Source organism: Methylibium rhizosphaerae, from assembly GCF_006386545.1.
Taxonomy (GTDB): domain Bacteria; phylum Pseudomonadota; class Gammaproteobacteria; order Burkholderiales; family Burkholderiaceae_C; genus Pseudorivibacter; species Pseudorivibacter rhizosphaerae.
In genome coordinates, this window is the sequence record NZ_SWAR01000001.1 from 71371 (window position 1) to 90829 (window position 19459).

17 protein-coding genes are annotated in these 19459 nt (G+C 68.9%); 7 read left to right on the forward strand and 10 right to left on the reverse strand.

Features of this window, described 5'->3' with window-relative positions; genetic code table 11:
* Window positions 1–11: 11 nt before the first annotated feature.
* Both E8D38_RS28160 and E8D38_RS00310 read left to right on the forward strand, forming a co-directional pair.
* On the forward strand, window positions 12–707 hold the full coding sequence (locus E8D38_RS28160; protein WP_181178869.1) for a hypothetical protein: 696 nt from the start codon (window positions 12–14) through the stop codon (window positions 705–707).
* 87 nt (window positions 708–794) lie between these two features.
* Window positions 795–1988 (forward strand): carbohydrate porin, encoded by a 1194-nt coding sequence (locus E8D38_RS00310; RefSeq protein ID WP_140625727.1) that lies wholly within the window; start codon window positions 795–797, stop codon window positions 1986–1988.
* Between the two features lie 24 nt (window positions 1989–2012).
* Here the strand turns inward: E8D38_RS00310 and E8D38_RS00315 are convergent, their stop codons facing one another.
* Window positions 2013–4121: an ATP-dependent helicase gene (locus E8D38_RS00315; RefSeq protein ID WP_140625728.1), complete on the reverse strand. Its 2109-nt coding sequence runs from the start codon at window positions 4119–4121 to the stop codon at window positions 2013–2015.
* A 273-nt stretch (window positions 4122–4394) separates the two neighbouring features.
* Here E8D38_RS00315 and cspE point away from each other — a divergent pair, with 273 nt between their 5' ends.
* Window positions 4395–4607 (forward strand): transcription antiterminator/RNA stability regulator CspE, encoded by a 213-nt coding sequence (cspE, locus tag E8D38_RS00320; protein ID WP_140625729.1) that lies wholly within the window; start codon window positions 4395–4397, stop codon window positions 4605–4607.
* A gap of 89 nt (window positions 4608–4696) precedes the next feature.
* Complete coding sequence (locus E8D38_RS00325) at window positions 4697–5740, forward strand: trypsin-like serine peptidase (RefSeq protein ID WP_219851594.1); 1044 nt, start codon at window positions 4697–4699, stop codon at window positions 5738–5740.
* On the opposite strand, the gene rpoD is transcribed toward E8D38_RS00325, so the two are convergent.
* The 4 genes from rpoD to E8D38_RS00345 form a co-directional block, all read right to left on the reverse strand.
* Window positions 5737–7764, reverse strand: coding sequence for an RNA polymerase sigma factor RpoD (gene rpoD / locus E8D38_RS00330; RefSeq protein WP_246099281.1), 2028 nt, complete (start codon window positions 7762–7764; stop codon window positions 5737–5739). The genes E8D38_RS00325 and rpoD overlap by 4 nt on opposite strands.
* A 311-nt stretch (window positions 7765–8075) precedes the next feature.
* A complete protein-coding gene (locus E8D38_RS00335) occupies window positions 8076–8318 on the reverse strand; it encodes a glutaredoxin family protein (RefSeq protein ID WP_140625731.1) in 243 nt (80 codons plus the stop codon).
* 24 nt (window positions 8319–8342) lie between these two features.
* Window positions 8343–9083, reverse strand: coding sequence for a response regulator (locus E8D38_RS00340; RefSeq protein WP_140625732.1), 741 nt, complete (start codon window positions 9081–9083; stop codon window positions 8343–8345).
* Window positions 9084–9146: 63 nt separating this feature from the next.
* Window positions 9147–9563 (reverse strand): organic hydroperoxide resistance protein, encoded by a 417-nt coding sequence (locus E8D38_RS00345; RefSeq protein WP_140625904.1) that lies wholly within the window; start codon window positions 9561–9563, stop codon window positions 9147–9149.
* 201 nt (window positions 9564–9764) lie between these two features.
* Between E8D38_RS00345 and E8D38_RS00350 the strand changes: the two genes are divergently transcribed.
* Entirely contained in the window at window positions 9765–11132 is a 1368-nt protein-coding gene (locus E8D38_RS00350) for an ATP-binding protein (RefSeq protein WP_140625733.1), read from the forward strand.
* 101 nt (window positions 11133–11233) lie between these two features.
* Window positions 11234–13015 (forward strand): cytochrome c biogenesis protein DipZ, encoded by a 1782-nt coding sequence (locus E8D38_RS00355; protein ID WP_140625734.1) that lies wholly within the window; start codon window positions 11234–11236, stop codon window positions 13013–13015.
* Window positions 13016–13040: 25 nt separating this feature from the next.
* On the opposite strand, the gene E8D38_RS29415 is transcribed toward E8D38_RS00355, so the two are convergent.
* From E8D38_RS29415 to E8D38_RS00375, 4 genes are all read right to left on the reverse strand, one after another.
* Window positions 13041–13547, reverse strand: coding sequence for an H-NS family nucleoid-associated regulatory protein (locus E8D38_RS29415; protein ID WP_342779503.1), 507 nt, complete (start codon window positions 13545–13547; stop codon window positions 13041–13043).
* Between the two features lie 248 nt (window positions 13548–13795).
* Entirely contained in the window at window positions 13796–14257 is a 462-nt protein-coding gene (locus E8D38_RS00365) for a GNAT family N-acetyltransferase (RefSeq protein ID WP_140625735.1), read from the reverse strand.
* 174 nt (window positions 14258–14431) lie between these two features.
* A complete protein-coding gene (gene ligD / locus E8D38_RS00370) occupies window positions 14432–17041 on the reverse strand; it encodes a DNA ligase D (RefSeq protein ID WP_140625736.1) in 2610 nt (869 codons plus the stop codon).
* A complete protein-coding gene (locus E8D38_RS00375) occupies window positions 17004–17228 on the reverse strand; it encodes a DUF3606 domain-containing protein (RefSeq protein WP_140625737.1) in 225 nt (74 codons plus the stop codon). Before E8D38_RS00375 ends, ligD begins: the two co-directional genes overlap by 38 nt.
* Window positions 17229–17454: 226 nt before the next feature.
* Here E8D38_RS00375 and E8D38_RS00380 point away from each other — a divergent pair, with 226 nt between their 5' ends.
* Window positions 17455–18453 (forward strand): NAD-dependent epimerase/dehydratase family protein, encoded by a 999-nt coding sequence (locus E8D38_RS00380; protein WP_140625738.1) that lies wholly within the window; start codon window positions 17455–17457, stop codon window positions 18451–18453.
* Window positions 18454–18480: 27 nt separating this feature from the next.
* Here the strand turns inward: E8D38_RS00380 and E8D38_RS00385 are convergent, their stop codons facing one another.
* Entirely contained in the window at window positions 18481–19446 is a 966-nt protein-coding gene (locus E8D38_RS00385) for an ABC transporter substrate-binding protein (RefSeq protein ID WP_140625739.1), read from the reverse strand.
* Window positions 19447–19459: the final 13 nt, after the last annotated feature.

Sequence of the window (19459 nt, forward strand, 5' to 3'; positions counted from 1 at the left end):
GGACATCCACCATGACCACCACCTCCCACGGCACCCGGCTCGGCCTGCTGGCACTTGCCATCACCGCCATGGCCGGCTGCGCCATCGCGCCGCAGCCGAAGGCCCAGGCCCCTGCCGCTTCGCCGGCGCCTGCACCGCAAGCCGCAGCCGCAGCGCCGTCGCCCGCCCTCGCCTTCGCCGTGTTCAGGCCCGACGGCACCACGGCCCAGGGCGGCATGTTCACCGGCTTCGCCTATTCCGAGAAGCCGGGCGACGCCACCTTCGACAAGATCGCAGTCGCCAACGGCACCGCGCGGGTCAACGGCAGCGTGTGGCCGCAGAAGGGCAGCACCTGGGCCGGCATCGGCTTCACCGCTGCGGCCGGTGCGGACGGCAAGACGCTCGATCTTTCGCAGCAGCGCACGCTGCATCTTCAGCTTGCGTCGGCCACCACCACGCAACTGCGCGTGCGCCTGGTCGGCGACGACAAGGCCACCCGCGACAACGGCTGCTACCCGGTGGCGGTGCAGAACGTGACGCCGGAACTGCGCGACTACGCGATCCCGCTGTCGCGCTTCGCCCCTGAGGCGTATTGCGGCGCCCAGGGTCGATCCGTCGCCGCCACCGCGACGGCAGTGGCGGCCATCGAGGTCAGTGATCCGGCGCTGACCCCCGGCACCAAGCGGCTGGTGGACTTCCAGGTCGGGCGCATCGAACTGAAGCCCTGACCCTTTCCTGATTCCGACACCGCGCGCGCAGCGACGAGGGGGCTGCGCGTGCTGGTTGAACTCGCCCCCAAGAAAAGTGGAGACAGCTTGAAGATCTCAAAACTCGCCATGGCCGCGACGCTGTGCGCGGCGGCCGGCTGGGCCCATGCCGCCAACGTCGACTTCAGCGGCTACTTCCGCGCCGGCACCGGCGTCAGCGAACGCGGCGGCACGCAGGTGTGCTTCGGCCTGCCCGGCGCCGACACCAAGTGGCGTCTCGGCAACGAGTGCGACTACGTCATCGAGCCGGTGTTCGACACCAAGGTCGCCGAATACGAAGGCTCCGGCTGGCATGTGCGCATGATGCCGGGCGTGTACCGCGCCTGGGGCCAGACCGAGTTCGGCACCGACGAACTGGTCGCGCGCTTCGGCCAGGCCTATGTCTATGGCGACAAGATCGCCCCGCTGGCCAACGGCACGGCCTGGGCCGGGCGGCGCTTCTACAACCGCCTGCAGACCGGCATCAACGACCAGTTCCTCGAGAACAACGACGGCGACGGCGCCGGCATCGAGAACATGGACTTCGGCTTCACCAAGGCCAGCATCGCCTTCATGATGAGCGGCCGCGGCGGCGCCAACAACAACCGGTTCTCCGTGCCGGTGCGGCTGACCGACATCAAGACCGTGGCCAACGGCGCCTTCTCGGTCTACGTGACGCCGTCGCTGCAGACGCGCTCGCGCAACCAGGTGACCGACACGGCCACCCCCCGCGAAGCGAAGGGCCTGGCGGTCGGCGCGTACCACACCCTGGGTGGGGTGCTGGGCGGCGAGCTGCTGGGCGGCGTGCGCTTCGACAAGCTCGGCGAAGCCACCAACTCCCGCGCCGTGCTGCAGCAGACCGGCAACCTCGGCGCCGGCACCCGCTTCGACGTGGTGGCCGAATACCGCCTGGCCCATGCCGCCAACGGCCTCGACTCGCGCTGGACCGCCATCGGCGGGCGCACCGACACGCACATCACCGGCCCCTTCCGCGTGCTGGTCGAGCTGGGCCACGACCGCGTCAAGCCGGACGGCCAGGACCTGCGCACCATGACCAAGCTCACGCTCGCCGGCGCGGTGTCGGCCGGCAAGGACGCCTGGTCGCGTCCGACGCTGCGTGTCTTCGTGACCCATGCGGTGTGGAACGAGGCGGCGCGCAAGGTGCTGGGCCAGAACTGGGTCAACGGCGAACGCCTGCAGCAGGTGTACGGCGACCGGCTGAACGGCACCACCTTCGGCGTGCAGACCGAAGCCTGGTGGTGAACCAGGCCTGACGCGGGCCGGGGCTCAGCCCCAGCGCCCGCGCATGCGCGACAGCACGTCCACCGGCGGGCCGGCAGCGCCGCCCGCCGGCTCGGCCGCCAGCAAGGCCGCCGGCCCCACACGCTCGAAATGGTGCTGGATGGCCGGCGGGATGAAACGCGTCAGCGAGGCATACACGTGGCGGTCGCCGTACGCGCCCTGCTGGGTCACGTAGTAGCGCTGCGGCACCAGCAGGTGCAGTTGCTCCCTGGCCCGCGTCATGCCCACGTACAGCAGCCGCCGCTCTTCCTCGATCAGCGAGGCGGAGCCGGTGATGATGTCGCACGGGATGCAGCCGTCCACCGTGTTGAGGATGGACACCGAGCGCCACTCCTGTCCCTTGGCCGAATGCAGCGTCGACAGGATCAGGTAGTCCTCGTCGAGGTGGGCGGCACCTGACTCGTCGCTGCTGGCCGCCGGCGGATCCAGCGCCAGCTCGGTGAGGAAGCGTTCGCGCGACTGGTGGCCGCCCGCGATCTGCACGAGCTGCCGCAGGTCGGCCACCCGCACTGCCGCATCATCGGCCGCCTGTTCCAGCAGCGGCACGTACCACTGCAGCACGTCTTCCAGTTCGGCCGGCCAGCCGCCCTGCCCGCCCGCCAGGCGGCCGTGCAGTTCGGCAAAGCACCGCAGCGATCCGCGTGCCGCGGCCGGTGCGTCGAAGGCCTGCAAGGCAGCGGTCGCATCGGCCGCCTCGGCCACCGCCTGCACCAGACGCCGCGCCGTGGCCGGCCCCACGCCGGGCATCAGCTTGGCGACGCGGAAGGCCGCCACCTCGTTGCGCGGATTGCCGGCCCAGCGCAGCACGGCCAGCACGTCCTTGATGTGGGTGGACTCCAGGAACTTGAGGCCGCCGAACTTCACGAAGGGGATGTTCCGGCGCACCAGCTCCATCTCGAGCGCTGCGCTGTGGTGGGCGGTGCGAAACAGCACCGCCTGGTGCCGCAGCAGCATGCCGGCCTCGCGCTGCGCCAGCACGCGGTCGGCCACCCAGCGCGCCTGTGCCAGCTCGTCCTCCACCGTCACCAGCAAGGGCTTGCACGACGACTCGCGGTCGGTCCACAGCTGCTTGGCGTGCCGCTCGGCCGCCTGTGCGATGACCGCATTCGAAGCTTCCAGGATGGGCCGCGTCGAGCGGTAGTTGCGCTCCAGCGTCACGCGCACGGCGCGTGTCGCGAACTGCCGGTCGAAGTCGAGGATGTTGCGCACCTCGGCGGCACGGAAGGAATAGATGGCCTGCGCGTCGTCGCCCACCGCCACCACGCCACGGCCGTCGGGCTTCAGCCGCTGCAGGATGCCGGCCTGCAGCCGGTTGGTGTCCTGGTATTCGTCGACCAGCACATGGTCGAACCGCGCACCCACCTCGCTGGCCAGCGCCGGGTCTTCGAGCATCAGGCTCCACGACAGCAGCAGGTCGTCGAAGTCGAGCAGCTGCTGGTCCTGCTTGGCCCGGGCATAGGCGCCGAACAGCGCCTTCAGCTCGTCGATCCAGTCGAGGCACCAGGGGTAGTGATCGCGCACGACCGCCGCCAGCTCTGCGTCGCTGTTGATGACGCGCGAATACAGGCCGAGGCAGGTCGCCTTGGTCGGGAAACGCTTCTTCGTCTTCGAAAAGCCCATGCCGTCGCGCACGACGTCGAGCAGGTCCTCCGCATCGCCGCGGTCGAGCACGGTGAAGCTGTCGGACAGGCCCAACCGCGGCGCATACAGCCGCAGCAGGCGCGCCGCCACCGAATGGAAGGTGCCGGCCCATTCGAGGTGCGGCCGCTGGCCCGAGCGCAAACCGAGCGAGGCCTGCAGCAAGGCGCCGGCCCGCTGCGTCATCTCGAGCGCCGCGCGTCGCGAGAACGTGAGCAGCAGGATGCGCTGCGGGTCGGCGCCCGCCAGCACCAGCCGGGCCACGCGGGTGGCCAGCGTCTTGGTCTTGCCGCTGCCGGCACCGGCGAGCACGAGCAGCGGCGCCGCTGCACGCGCATCGCCGTCGAGCCCGTGCTCGACGGCGATGCGCTGCTGCTCGTTGAGCGAGGCGAGCACGTCGACACGCGAGGAAGCAGCAGGGACATCGGGGGCGGGAGCAACGGTGGCGGACAGCATGGCCGGTACTGTATACGCGTACAGGCGCCATTCAGCCGCGCGGCCGGCCGGCATTCGTGAAGTCCGTTTGACCCTCTTCACGAGATATTGCAGCGCGCACGGGCTCGGTCGCGTACTATCCGCCGGCTGATATGCACAAGACCGTCCGCACACAGGTCTTTCTTCCCGCCCCGGCACCCCTGCCGTGATCGTGTCGAATCCCCCGTGAAGATCTTCTTGGCGTCTCTTCGCAGGACGCGCTGTTGCTTCCTGCAACTCCGGAAGGAATTCGACATGACGACTCAGACTGGCACCGTGAAATGGTTCAACGAAGGCAAGGGCTTCGGCTTCATTGCCCCCGATGACGGCGGCAAGGACTTGTTCGCCCACTTCAAGGAAATCCAGGGCAGCGGCTTCAAGACGCTGACCGAGAACCAGCGGGTGCAGTTCGAAGTGACCCAGGGCCAGAAGGGCCCGCAGGCCTCGAACATCCGCAGCCTCGGCTGACGCCCCCGTGGGCGTAAGCCCACCCGACCTTTGATGGTTCCCTCGAAGCGCGGCTCGTCCGCGCTTTGTCGTTGATGGAGGCTTCCGCCTTGAAGAACCTGCAAGAAGCCACCGAGCGCATCTGCGAACTCAAGGGCAGCCTCGTGACGCTCGACGCGCTGCTGCCGGCGCTGGTGCAGATGCTGCCGCCGCAGTCTCGAACCCAGCTCATGGAGTCGTTCGAATCCCATGCAGAAGCGGCGCGCACCGTCATGCTGCATGCCGACATCTCGGACCTGGTGCTGAACACCTTCGAGCGGGACGTGACCCGATACCGCGCCGTGCTGGCGAGCAGCAGCGATGCCGCCACTCCCGGGAGGGTCGCCGGCTCGCTCGACCCCCTGCTGCTCACGGCCGCGAAGATCACCACATTCCAGCGTGCGCGCCTGCTCACCGGCGCCAGCGGCTTCTTCTTCCGGCGCGGCGAACGGCTGTTCGTGGTGACGAACCGCCACGTGTTCTCCGATGTGTCGAGCGGCCACTTCCCCGATCGCATCGAGATCGAGATGCATACCGACGCGCACGACCTGACGCAGTTCGCCACCTGCTCGATCCCCCTCTACCACGACGAACTCGGACAGTGGCGCGAGGCCACCGACAGCGGCGGGACCGTCGATGTCGCGGTGCTGGAGCTTGACGCCGGCGAGTTGCCGGAGGGCGCGGTGTACCGTGCGTTCGACGAGACCCACCTGGAGCCCCGTGGCGAGGCGGTTTCGCTGGGCGATGCGTTGACGATCGTCGGCTTCCCGCTCGGCTTTCACGACACCATCCATCACCTCGCGGTCGCGAGAAGCGCGTCCATCGCTTCGGCCTACGGCGTGCGATTCCAGCAGCAAGGCTGCTTTCTCACCGATGCCCGGACGCACCGCGGCATCAGCGGAGCTCCGGTCCTGCGGCGCCGCACGCATGTTTCGTCGCAAGCCGCGCCACTGCCGTGGCAACTGCTGGGCGTTCACTCGACCCGCATGGACATGCGCACCCGCGACCAGTCCCAGGACGAATCGCTGGGCTTGAACTGCGTCTGGTACGCCGACGTCCTGATGGCGCTGACCGCCGCGCCGACCTCCGCGCCGGACGACGGTGCACGAACCTAGAGCCCCTCGATGAAGGCGCGAAGCTTCTCCGAGTGGCTCGGATGCTTCAGCTTGCGCATGGCCTTCGCCTCGATCTGACGGACGCGTTCGCGGGTCACGTCGAACTGCCGGCCCACTTCCTCGAGCGTGTGGTCGGTGCTCATGTCGATGCCGAACCGCATGCGCAGGATCTTGGCTTCGCGGGGCGAAAGGCCGTCGAGCATCTCGCCGACCACGGCGCGCAGGCTCGACTGCATGGCCGCTTCCATCGGCGCGACGCTGTTCCCGTCCTCGATGAGGTCGCCCAGCGTGGTGTCGCCTTCGTCACCCACCGGCAGTTCCAGCGAAACCGGCTCCTTGGCGATCTTCATGATCTGCTGCACCTTGGCCGGCGGCAGCTCCAGCAGCTGCGCGATCGTCGCCACGTCGGGCTCGACGCCGAACTCGTGCAGGTGGGCGCGGGTCACGCGGTTCAGCTTGTTGATCGACTCGATCATGTGCACCGGCACCCGGATGATGCGGGCCTGGTCGGCGATCGCGCGAGTGACGGCCTGGCGGATCCACCAGGTCGCGTAGGTCGAGAACTTGAAGCCGCGGCGGTACTCGAACTTCTCCACCGCCTTCATGAGGCCGCAGTTGCCTTCCTGGATCAGGTCGAGGAACAGCATGCCGCGGTTGGTGTACTTCTTCGCGATGGAGATCACCAGGCGCAGGTTCGCCTCGACCAGTTCGGCCTTGGCCGCGAGCGACGTCCGCTCGCCTTCGTCCATCTTCTGGTGGATCGCCTTCAGCTCCTCGAACGGCACCACCGCCTTGAACTGCAGGTCGATCAACCGGGCCTGCAGTTCCTGGACGGCCGGCGCGCTGCGCCCGAGCTTCGCGCCATAGGGGCTGGCGGTGGCCGACTCGAGCTCGACCCAGGCAAGGTTGAGCGCATTGGGCGGGAACCGCTCGATGAAACGCTCCTGCGGCATGCCGCACTTGTCGACCACGATCCTGCGGATGTCGCGCTCGCACCGGCGCACGCTTTCGACCTGCGAACGCAGCAGGCCGCACAGGCGGTCGATGGTCTTGACGGTGAAGCGGATGCCCATCAGCTGGTCGCTGAGCGCCTGCTGCGCCTTCCGGTAGGCGGTGCTGCCGCAGCCGCCCTTCTCGAACGCCTGGCGCAGCCGGTCGAAGCCGGTGCGCAGGGACGCAAAGGCCTCGAGCGCGGCGACGCGGAGTTCCTCCAGCCGCTGGGTCATCGCCCGGCTCGCTCCGCTGCCGTCGCCCTCGTCATCGTCGTCATCGAACGAGTCGATGTCCTCCTCGGCCACGTAGTCGTCGGCCTCGCCGGCCACGACGATGCGGTCGACGACCTCCGCAATGCCGAGTTCCCCGGCAGCGATCCGTTCGCCCAGCACCAGGATCTCGGCCATGATCGCCGGCGCTCCGGAGATGGCGTGCATCATGGCTTGCTGGCCGCCTTCGATGCGCTTGCAGATCTCGATCTCGCCTTCGCGCGTCAGCAGCTCGAAAGAGCCCATCTCGCGCATGTACAGGCGCACCGGGTCGGTGGTGCGACCGAACTCGGAATCGGCCGCCGACAGCGCCACCTCCGCGGCCTCCTCGGCATCCTCTTCGGTGGCTGCGGTGCCGGCGCCGCCTGCGACGAGCAGCGCCGCGGCATCGGGCGCCTGTTCGTACACCGCGATGCCCATGTCGGTCAGCATCTTCCCGATCGCCTCGAGCCCCTCGGCATCGATGAGGCTTTCCGGCAGGTGGTCGTTGACCTCCTGCTGCGTGAGGTAGCCCCGGGTCTTGCCCATCTTGAGCAAGGCCTTCAGCTCGCCGCGGCGCTTGTCCGCTTCATCGCTGGTGAGGCGGGTCACATCGAGCCCGAACTCGCGGTTCAGTGCGCGCTCCTTGGAGCGGGGCACCTTCACGCGCAACGGCTTCACCTTCGCAGTGGGCTGCACATCGTCGGGCAATGCCTCGGGGCGAGTGGCGATGGCGGGCTTCCTGGGTGGAACGGCGAGCGTCTTCTGGCGGGTGGTGGTCATGTTCGCAAGACGGCCGCGAGGAACTGTCGTCGCCCGCCGGCCCAGCGGCCCGAAGGGGCGATGAGCGTGTGGGCGGGGCATTGCCGCGGCCGATGTGGACCGGTCTCGATGAAGGATCAGACCGGAGATGAGGCTCGCCGCTTGGTGAGGCTGACCACCATGGGACCGGGAGCGGTCGGTGTGGCGTGCGGCATCAAGGGGGCCGGCGCCGTGTCAGGCGACTTCGCCGCGCCAGTGAGCAATGCGCGGCGGAAGCGGCGGATTGTACTGCCCCGTGACCGATCGCTCCGTGCGGCCGGCGCCGCGGGGCGCTACCGCCCCAGCTGCGCCAGCGCAGCCTGCAGCCCGGCCACGCCCCCCACCCGCTGATCGTTGATGAAGACCTGCGGCATCTGCCGCACCGAAGGGCCGCATTTGGCGAAGAACGCCTGCCGTTCGGCCTCGTCATCGATGCGGATCTCCTCGAAGTCGAGCGTGCGCGACTTGAGCAGCATCTTGGCCGTGTCGCATTGCGGGCAGTTGGATTTGGAGTAGACGACGATGTTGAGCTTCATGCGGAAAGTGTAGGACCGCCAGGCTCAGCCCTTCGCGTCCACCGCCGAGGAAAAGACATAACCCTCGCTGCGCACCGTCTTGATGTAGCGCGGCTCGCGGGCGTCGTCGCGCAGGCGCTGGCGCAAGCGGCTCACCAGCAGGTCGATCGACCGCTCGAAGGGTTCGGTCTCGCGCCCCTGCGTCAGGCTCAGCAGCTGGTCGCGGCTGAGCACCTTCTGCGGGTGGTCGAGGAACACCCGCAGCAGCCGATACTCGGCGCCGCTCAGGGCGACCATCAGGCCGCTGTCGTCCAGCAGGTGACGCGAGAGGGTGTCGAGCTGCCATTCGCCGAAGGCCAGCTTCGGCGCCTCTTCGGTCAGGCGCATGTTCGGCGGCAGCATGCGGGTGCGCCGCAGCACCGAGCGGATGCGCGCCAGCAGCTCGCGGGCGGCAAACGGCTTGACCAGGTAGTCGTCGGCGCCCATCTCCAGGCCGAGGATGCGATCGGCCTCCTCCCCGCGCGCCGTCAGCATCAGGATGGGCGTGGCCTTGTGCCTGCCGGCGCGCAGGTCGCGGCACAAGGTCAGGCCGTCCTCGCCCGGCAGCATCAGGTCCAGCACGATCAGGTCGAACGGGGCTGACTCCTCCAGCGCCGCGCGCATGTGCCGGCCGGTGGCCACCGCCAGCGCACGCAGGCCGTTCTTCACCAGGTAGGCGGTGAGCAGGTCGCGGATCTCCCGGTCGTCGTCGACGATGAGGATGTGGTCGGCGCCGTTCGAGTTCATGGCCGCAATGGTAGAGACAAAGGCGCCCGGCCCGCCGGGCGCAGGTCCGGGCGCCGGGCCGGCTCAGGCCAGATCGATGGTCACGTCGATGTTGCCGCGCGTGGCCTTCGAATACGGGCAGGTGCGATGGGCCAGGTCGACGATCTGCCGGGCCGTGTCCTGCGGCAGCCCGGGCAGGCTGACCTTCAGCCGCGCGGCCAGGAAGTAGTCGTCGCCGGTCTGGCCGAGGTCGACTTCGGCATCGACCGCCGTGTCGTCGGGCAGCTTCACCTGCAGCCTGGCCGCGGCCTTGCCCATCGCGCCGATGAAACAGGCGGACCAACCCACCGCAAACAGCTGTTCCGGGTTGGTGCCGGGCCTGCCCGAGCCGGGCGTGCTCAGCTTCACGTCGAGTGCGCCGTCGCCGGACGCTCCCACGCCGTTGCGGCCGCCGGTGGTGCGGGTGTGGCCGGTGTAGATGACCTTGTCGATGGTCTTGATCACGGAAGCTCTCCGGTTGATGCTTCGTCGCCGAAGCGGAGCCTGCATTGCACCGGGCGCATGTATGCGGGATGTGTCGACACCCGGGCGGATTTGAAATCGCGCATGTCCGCCTGCGCTGCGGACACAGTGCAATACAAAGCGGCCGATCGCCGGGCCCGCGCCGGGCCTATAAACCCGGGCGTGGAACGAGGAACAACCATGAGTCGCCTCACTGAAGCTGCCGCCGCCGGCAAACCCGCCGCTGCCCTGCGCAGGCTGGTGCCCCGGACGCTCTTTGCGCGGGTCACCCTCATCATCGTGGTCGGGCTGGCCATTGCGCAGCTGCTCACCTTCGCGGCGATCCGCCACGAGCGCGGCATGGCACTGCGCGAGCTGATGATGCTGGGCATCGAGCGCGACATCGCCAGCTCCATCGCCCTCCTGGACCGGCTGCCCGGGCCTGAGCGACACCAATGGCTCGACCGGCTGGAACGCCGCAACTACCGCTTCGAGCTGGGGGCCCGGGCGACCGGGTCGGCGGTCGCTGCCCTCGAGCCCGACTCGCAGCGTTTCGTCCAGGCCATCGTCGATGCGATGCGCCCGTTCAAGGTGGTCAGGACGCTGCAGGCCGTCCCACCCGATGAAGGCTTCCAGATCGAGGTGCGCCTGAACGACGGCAGCGTGCTGCTGGTGCATGCGCGCCGGGTCGGGATGCCGGTGCCGGACTGGCTGCTGTGGCTGCTGCTGGCTCAGCTCGCGGTGCTGGCGGCGTGCGCCTGGGTTGCGGTGCGCCTGGTGACCCGGCCGCTGGCCGAACTGGCCGCCGCGGCCGACGACCTGGGCCCCGACCTGAAAGGTCAGCCGCTCGCCGAGAGCGGCCCGTCCGAGGTGGCGCATGCGGCGCGGGCCTTCAACGCGATGCAGCGCCGCATCGCCAGCTACATGGCCGAGAGGGTCGAGATCCTGGCGGCGATCTCCCACGACCTGCAGACCCCCATCACCCGGATGCGGCTGCGCACCGACCTGATGGACAGCGAAGAAGACCGGCGCAAGCTGCAGCAGGACCTGGACGCGATGCAGGCGCTGGTGCGCGAAGGCGTCACCTACGCACGCACCCTGCATGGCACCGCCGAGCCGCCCTGCCGCATCGACGCCGATGCGCTGCTGGAAAGCATCGTGGCCGACTACCAGGACGCCGGCGAGCAGGTCAAGCTCGAAGGACGCACCGGCGCGGCCATCGTGACCCGGCCCAACGCGCTGCGCCGCATCCTCACCAACCTGATCGACAACGCGCTGAAGTTCGGCCATGACGTGCAGCTGCGGGTCCAGGGCGAGCCGGAGCAGCTGGTGCTCTCTGTGCTCGATCGCGGACCGGGCATCCCGCCCGACCAGCTGGAGGCGGTGCTCAAGCCCTTCTACCGTGTCGAGGGTTCACGCAACCGCAGCACCGGCGGCACCGGCCTGGGCCTGGCCATCGTGTTGCAGCTGGCCACGGCCCTGGGGGCGCAGTTCGAGTTGCGCAACCGCGCCGAAGGCGGGCTGGAGGCACGCCTCGCCCTGACGACGCGAGCGCCGCCCGACAAGTAGCGCCTTCCACCTGTGCCCACCCGCGCCACGGCTCGCGTACCGACGCCGTGATGGCCGCGCTCGTCCCGGCCGCTCCTTCACCCACCCGCACGGACCCCTCCATGCATCTCCTGCTTGTTGCCTATGTGGGCGGTGTGCTCACCATCGTGAGCCCCTGCATCCTCCCGGTGCTGCCCTTCGTCTTCGCCCGCTCCGACCGCGCCTTCACCTCGCACGGGCTGCCTTGGCTGTGCGGCATGGCGCTGGCCTTCGCGGCAGTGGCCAGCCTGGCGGCCGTGGGCGGCGGCTGGGCGGTGGCGCTCAACCAGGGCGGCCGCTACGCCGCCATGGCGCTCCTGGCGCTGTTCGGCCTCGCATTGCTGTGGCCCGCGCTGGCGCAGCGAGCCGGCAGGCCCCTGGTCGCGCTGGGCGCACGGCTGTCGCAGGCCGGCGCCGGGCGCCTTTCACCGCTCCTGCTCGGCGTGGCCACCGGCCTGCTCTGGGCGCCGTGCGCCGGGCCCATCCTGGGATTGATCCTCACCGCAGCCGCATTGAACGGCGCGAGTCTGGGCACGTCCTTGCTGCTGCTGGCCTATGCGGCCGGCGCAGGCACCTCGCTGGCAATCGCGCTGCTGGCCGGCCGGCGCGTCCACTCGATGCTCGGGGCCTCGGCGCGCGCCGGCGAATCCCTGCGTCGCGCGGCCGGGGCGGCGGTGCTGGCCAGCGTGGCGGCCATCTCGCTCGGGCTCGACGTGCAGGTGCTCGTCCGCCTGTCGACCGGCATCACGTCGCGCGTCGAGCAGGCCCTGCTCGACCGGCTCATGCCGCAGCAGCCCGCCGGCAAGCAGGCCGGCGAGGCAGGCGAGGCGGGCAAGCCAGGCGGCAAGGGCGCCATCCTGCTCGCCGCCGACACCGAAGCCACCCCGCCGGCAAGCACGCGGCTCAGCCGGGGGCCGCTCGCCTCGCTGGCGGGCGTCGGCGAGTGGATCAACTCTCCCGCGCTCGACCCTGCGAGCCTGCATGGCAAGGTGGTGCTGGTGGATTTCTGGACGTATTCATGCATCAACTGCCTGCGCACCCTGCCGTACCTGCGCGCATGGGCCGACAAGTACAAGAGCGCCGGGCTGGTGGTGATCGGCGTGCACACGCCCGAGTTCGCCTTCGAGAAGCGCCCGGACAACGTGCGCCGCGCCACCCGGGATCTCGGCATCGGCTTTCCGGTCGCGATCGACAACGACTACGCCGTGTGGCGCGCCTTCGGCAACCGCTACTGGCCGGCCTTCTACTTCATCGACGCGTCAGGCCGGATCCGCCATCGGCAGTTTGGCGAGGGCGGCTATGACACGGCCGAACGGATGATCCAGCAGCTGCTGCGGGAGGCCGGGCAGGCACCGGTGCCTGGCGACCTGGTCGATGCACAAGGCCGCGGCGCACAGGCCGCGGCAGGCACCGGCCCGGTGTTCTCCGGCGAGAGCTACCTCGGTCATGCACGCGCCGAAGGTTTTGCGTCACCCGGCGGCCTGGCAGCCGACCGCCTGCGGCGCTACCCGCCCGCCCCGCCGCTGCGCACCAACCAATGGGCGCTCACCGGCGACTGGACGGTCGACGCCGAGCGTGCGGTGCTGCAAGGCGCACACGGCCGCATCAGCCACCGCTTCCATGCACGCGACCTGCACCTGGTGCTGGGCATCGCGCCGGGCGGCAAGCCGGTGCGCTTTCGCATCCTGCTGGACGGCAAGCCGCCGCTGGGCGACCACGGCGCCGACGTCGATGAACAAGGCCTGGGCATCATCGACGGGCAGCGGCTCTACCAGCTGGTGCGGCAGCCCGGCGCACGCGAGCGGCTGTTCGAGATCGAGTTCCTGGACGAAGGCGCGCAGGCTTATGCCTTCACCTTCGGGTGAAGGCGGCCGCGCGCCGCCCGCCGCCTCAGGCGGCGAAGTCTTCCAGGGTCTTGCCCGCCGCCACCGCCTCCTTCAGCCAGCGCGGCTTCGGGCCCATGCCCGTCCAGCTGTTGCCGTTCTCGTCGCGGTACTTCACGCCGCGCGAACGCAGCGCCGGCTTCGCGGCCTTGGAGGCATTGCGCCCCGCGGCACGCCGGGCCGCCTTGCCGGCCGCGCGCTGAACCGCGAACTCGTCGAGGGAGCGACCGGCAGCCAGGGCGTCTCGCAACCACTGCGGACGCGGCCCGCGACCGCTCCAGGTGTTGCCCGCTTCGTCGCGGTACTTGACGCGGGTTGCCGAAGTGCCGTTGCCGGCGTGTTGCTTGCGAAGGCCCGCACCGCCCAGTCCGAGATCCGCGGCGGTGAGTCCATAGACCTGGATGGCCTCCTTGATGCGTGCAATGACACCTGCCACTTCTTCTTGTCTGAGCCTTTCAGCCTCGCGCTGAAGTCTTTCGATTTCTTGTTGGATCTGGTGATAAGTCTTGCTCATGGCGTATTGGAGATTGAGGGGCCCTCCCCGCACGACACAAAACAAATGACAAAGGAACGTTCACTGATTTGCATCGACCTGCGATGTCTTTTTGCACCGCTGGATACAAGGTATCACAGCGCTCCCTGCAAAAGACTCACCATTGCGACGAGAAGTCATTACAAATCGCAACTTGCAGACTCACTCGACTCAATGCGGAGAGCAAATGGAGCAAACCCGCGAGTCCCGGATTGCAATGTGTCGTTGATTCACAGAGCCCGGGTCATGAAGCGGTTGAAGTCTGTCGCCTCATAGGTCCCGAACTGATTTCCCCACTCGAAACCATTGCGCAGGTACAGCGCATGTGCCGCGGTGAATGCAGCGCCCGTTCCGGTTTCGAGGCAGAGCCGCGAATAGCCCCTCTCGCGCGCCGTCCTGATGATCTCGTCGAGAACAGCCTGAGCGACGCCTTGGCGCAAGAAGCCGGCGCGAGTCCTCATGGACTTGATCTCGCCGCTGGACGCATCCAGCTCCTTCAGTGCGCCGCATCCGCAGAGGTCCGTTCCGCGCCATGCCGACCAGAACGTGACGTCGGGCCTGCGCAAGGCCTCCAGCGCAAGCGCATTCACATGCCCGGGTGGGGAATTGCCGTGCATGCCGGCGAGGTGTTCCGCCACCAGGGCTTGCACCTCGCGCGATGACAGGTCGTCGATACGGGTCTGGATCCGCATGGGGCGCGAGTGTGCCGCATGTGACCGGGCCAGGACTTGCCCACTGTCCACACAAGCTGTGGACAACCCTGTGCAGTCCCCGTGCATGGCGGTCGCCAGGCCGCGCCGGCCAAGGCATCCGGTTCGGTCGCCTGAATTTGTGGCAGCCCGATGACAAGGCGGCTGCCCGAAACCCTACGCCCGCCGCTTCGGCCGGAAGCCGAGCACCTTCATCGCCCGGGTGAGTGTTTGCCGGGTCGTCCAGTAGTCCTGCCACGGATCGGCCTGCTGGAAAGACAGGTACTCGCGCGCCGTGGCGATGCTCCACTGGGCCGCGCCCTTCAGCTCCGCCAGCTGGTCCCAGGCCACCGGCATCGACACGCCCAGCCCGCGCCGGGCCCGCGCCGAGAAGGCCGCAACGGTGGTCTGGCCATGGCCGTTGCGCAGGTAGTCGATGAACACCTTGCCGACCCGGTTGGCTGCGCCCGACCTGGCGACGAAGCGCTGAGGAATGGTCTTCGCCATGTGCACCACCACGGCCTGCGAGAACCCCTTGACGGCGTCGTAGTCGAGCCGTGGCGTGAGCGGCACCACCACGTGCAGTCCCTTGCCGCCCGAGGTCTTGAGCCATGACGCGAGGCCCAGCTCGTCGAGCAGGGCACGGGTGAGCAACGCGGCTTCCTGCAGCTGGCTCCACGGCACGCCTTCGCCAGGGTCGAGGTCGAACACCACAAGGTCCGGCTGGTCGATGCGGCGGGTGGTGGAGTTCCAGGTGTGGAACTCCACCACGTTCATCTGCGCCGCGCAGGCGAGCGCCTGCGCGCTGCCCACTGCCAGCAGCGCGTCATGCCCCGGCCAGAGCTCGGGGTCGAGTTCGGTGAGACCCGGCATGCGGGTTTCGGGGTGCTTCTGGAAGAACAGCTGGCCGGCAATGCCTTCGGGCGCGCGCACCAGCGACACCGGGCGGTCCTTCAGGTGCGGCAGCATGCGCTCGGCAATGCTCTCGTAGTAGCGCACCAGCTCCACCTTCCGGAACCCGGTGGAGGGGTCGACGATGCGTTCGGGGTGGGTGACCTTGATGCTGCTCTTCATCGACGGGGCCGATGCAGCGCCTTGCGGCACGCTGCCGGCCGGCCTTTCCCGAACGATGCTCGACGCCGGCTTGTCGGTGCGCACGCCACGGAACGAGGCATGCCGGACATGGCCGTCCGGCGTCCATTCGGCGAAGGCGATCTCGACCACGGTCGAGGGCTGCACCCATCGCTGCGAGCCCGCCCCCCTCCGGGACCATCGCCCTGCCTTGATGGTGCGCTTGTCCACCACCGGCTGCGGCACCTCCAGGCGCGACAGCAGCCGGTGGAGCTCCCGGCCGGTCGCATGGTCCCAGCCGGTGCCCACCGAGCCCGCATGGCGCAGCTGGCCGTCTTCGTGGTAGCCCAGCAGCAGGCTGCCCACTTCGCCGTCGGTGCCGGTCCGGTCGGTGAAGCCGTGCACCACGAACTCCTGGCGCCGCTGGCACTTCAGCTTGAGCCAGGTGTCGGTACGGGCGCTCACGTAGGGAGCATCGGCTCGCTTGAGCATCACGCCTTCGATGCCCATGCGGCAGGCTGCCTCGAGCAATTCCTGCGGCGAGGCTTCGAACGCCTCGCTGAAGCGCACGCGGTCGCTGTGCTGCTGCCCGGCCAGCAGTTCCCGCAAGACCTCCCTGCGAGAGCTGAGCGGCACCTCGCGCAGGTCCATGCCGCCGAGGAAGGGTACGTCGAAGAGGAAGTAGACGACCTCCTTCGTGCGGCTGTTGTCCATGGCGTTCTGCAGCCGGTTGAAGTCGGGGGCACCCTGTTCGTTGAGCACGACGATCTCGCCGTCGAGCCAGGCCTCGGTGACACCCAGCGCGGCCACGTCGTCCTCGAGGCCCCGCAGCTTCGTCGTCCAGTCGTTGCCGTTGCGGGTGTGCAGGCGCACGCCATGGGCATCGCAGCGCGCCAGCAGGCGGTAGCCGTCGAGCTTCGATTCCAGCACCCACCGGCCGGACGCCGGCGCAGTGTCGACCAGGGTGGCGAGCTGCGGCGCCAGGCGCGCGGGAAGCGCCGCCCGCACCGCACGCGCCAGGTCCACGCCGGGCTCGGCCGCGGCCGCCCTGCCCCGCGGCTCGCGTTCTTCCACCGGCCCGAGCGGCTGCTGCACCACGCTGTCGGGCAGCGCGGTGACGACGTCGTATTCCGAGACGGGCCGCGCCCATGGGTCGCCCCGCTTCTTCAGCAGCAGCCAGCGCGGCTGCCCGGCTTCCTGGGGCTTCGAGATGCGCACCAGCTCCCACACCCCCGCGAGCTTTTCGCCGTGCAGCTTGAAGATGAGCTTGCCCTTGTCGAGCCCCTCGCGCGGATCACCCACCGGCTCCCAGGTGCCCCGGTCCCACACGATGACGGTGCCGGCCCCGTACTGCCCCTTCGGGATGGTGCCTTCGAAGCTGTTGTAGCTGAGCGGATGGTCCTCCACCTGGATGGCCATGGACTTCACCGCGGGGTCGTACGAAGGCCCCTTCGGCACCGCCCAGCTCAGCATCACCCCATCGAGTTCCAGCCGGAAGTCGTAGTGCAGCCGCGAGGCCCAGTGCTTCTGGATGACGAAGTCCAGCGCTTTCGAGCGACGCCGCGCCGGCCTGCCGACCGGCTCCGAGGTGACGTTGAAGTTGCGCTTGGCGTTGTAACGCTCCAGGGGCGCGCTGCCTCCACGGCGAGGGGTTGCCCCGGACTTCGGCGGTGCAGCCTCAGCCGCGCCCTTGCGCGGCCCGCTCGCTGCTGGCATTGCTCGACGCGCGAGAGCCCTTCAGGTGCATCTCCACCTTGTCGGCCCTGTCGCCGACCGCCTCCACCGCCTCGCGGATCTGCTGCGGCGAAGCGTCGAACCTCTTCGCCCAGTCGCGGACTTCGTAGTCCTGATTGACATTGATGCGGTTGCGGTCCTGGCCTTGTGCGCGGGTCTTGTCGTCCATGGTGTACCTCCGAGTCGGTCCGATGGATGACCCAGTCTGTCGCCGCGGCGGCCGCCGGGGGTAGCAGACGGGGGGCAGCCGGCGTGACGGTGGAGGCCTACAGCCCGGCCGTCCAGCTCCAGCACTTGAGGTGCGCACCTCATGGATTCCACCAGTGGAGAACCACGCGGTCGTGGACTCAAATCCGGCTGCACGGGCGATCCTGGCCCGCTGCGCAAGTCCAGCCATGGCAACGGCAACGCCGCCCCTCATCCTTGTCACCGGTGCCACGGGCAAGGTGGGGCGCACCTTCATCGACCGCCTTCTCGCCGACCCGGCGTTCACCCGCTGGCAGGTGCGGGCCCTTTGTCATCGGCGCGCATTGCCGGCCCGGCCGCGCCTCGAATCCCAGTTCGGTGCCATCCAGGAGCGCGGGGACGTCCTGCGAGCGCTGGAGGGCGTCACCCACGTGCTCCACCTCGCCACCAGCAAGGAGACCCCCGACGACGTGATGGACGTGGCGGTGAAGGGCCTCTTCTGGCTGCTCGAAGGCTGCCGTGCGAGCCCCACGTTTCGCCAGTTCATCCTCATCGGCGGCGATGCGGCCGTGGGGCACTTCCACTATCCGCACCCGGCGCCGGTCACCGAGACGCAGGCCTACAGCCCCTATCCCGGCTGCTACGCGCTGTCCAAGGTGCTCGAGGAGACGATGCTGCAGCAGTACTACCTGCAGTACGACCTCAACGGATGCTGCCTGCGCGCCCCCTGGATCATGGAGAAGGACGACCTGCGGCATCACCTCAGCTTCGCAGCCGACGTGTTCGGAGCGCCCCGCTGGTGCGAGCTCGTCGGCGCCGAGGCCGCGGCGGAGCATGAGCGGCGGGGCGCCGTCCCGGTGCTGCTCGATGCGCAAGGCAACGGCCTGCTGCGCAACTTCGTGCATGTCGACGACCTGGTGGGCGCCATCGTCGCAGCCATCGACGAGCCGCGCGCCCGCCAGCAGCTCATGAACGTGTGCATGGACGAGCCGGTGGACTATGTGCGCCTGGGCGACCACCTGGCTCGCACGCGCGGCTGCCCGCTGGTGCCGATCCGCGCGCACTACCACTCCACCTGGCTGGACAACGCCAAGGCGCGCTTCCTGCTCGGCTGGCGTCCGAAGTACGACCCGGAGCGCCTGGCCGACTCGGCCTGGGACTACCAGCGCGCGGCGGATGACCCGCGGCGCGTCTGGTACCCGGGCTGAGACGCGCCGCCCGCCCGTGCAGGCCGTTCAGAACGGCGAGTCCGGGAAGTAGTACTGCTTGGCGTTGTCCTTCGTGATGAGCACCGACGGAATGATGGTCTTCTCCGGCAGCGGCTCGCCCTTGGCGCGTGAGCGGGCGGTGAGCTTCATCGCGTCGGCGATCATGCTGGGCGAGTAGGTCACGTCCGCGGTGACCAGCTTGTCGCCATCCATCACCTTCTTGATGTAGTCCTTCGAGCCCGCCCCGCCGAGCACGAGCTTGATGTCGCTGCGCTTGGCCTGGGCGATCGCCTTCTGCACGCCGACGGCCATGTCGTCGTCGGACGCCCACACCGCATCGATCTGCTTGAAGCGCGTGAGGAAGTCCTGCATCACCTTGAACGCGTCGTCGCGGTTCCAGTTGCCGTGCTTGGCGTCGAGGACCTTGATGTCGGGGTGGTTCTTCATCACGGCATTGAAGGCATCCACCCGCTCGTTGTCGATCACGGTCGGGATGCCGCGCAGCACGACGACGTTGCCCTTGCCGTTCAGGGCCTTCGCCATGTATTCGCCGGCCACCTTGCCGAAGCCGGGGTTGTCGCCGGCCACGTAGGCGTTCTGCGCATTCGGGTCGTTCAGGCCGCGGTCGACGACGGTGACGAACACGCCCTTGCCCTTCACCTGCGCGACCGGCTGCGTCAGCGGCGCCGACTCGAACGGCAGGATCACCAGCGTGTCGATCTTGTTGACGGTCGCCAGGTCCTGCACCTGGTTGGCCTGTTCGGCCGCCGAGCCGGCCGTCCGGACCACCACGCTCAGGCCCGGGATCTCCTTCTCGAGCTCCTTCTTCGTGCGGTTGGCCCAGTAGACGACGCCTCCGGTCCAGCCGTGTGTGGCGGCGGGAATCGAGACGCCCATCACGACTTTCTTCTGCGCCCATGCGGACGGGCTGCCGGTCAGCGCAGCGGCGGCGGCGAGCGCCAGCGCGGTGCGCGCGAGGAATCTGCGGTTCATGCTCTGTCTCCAG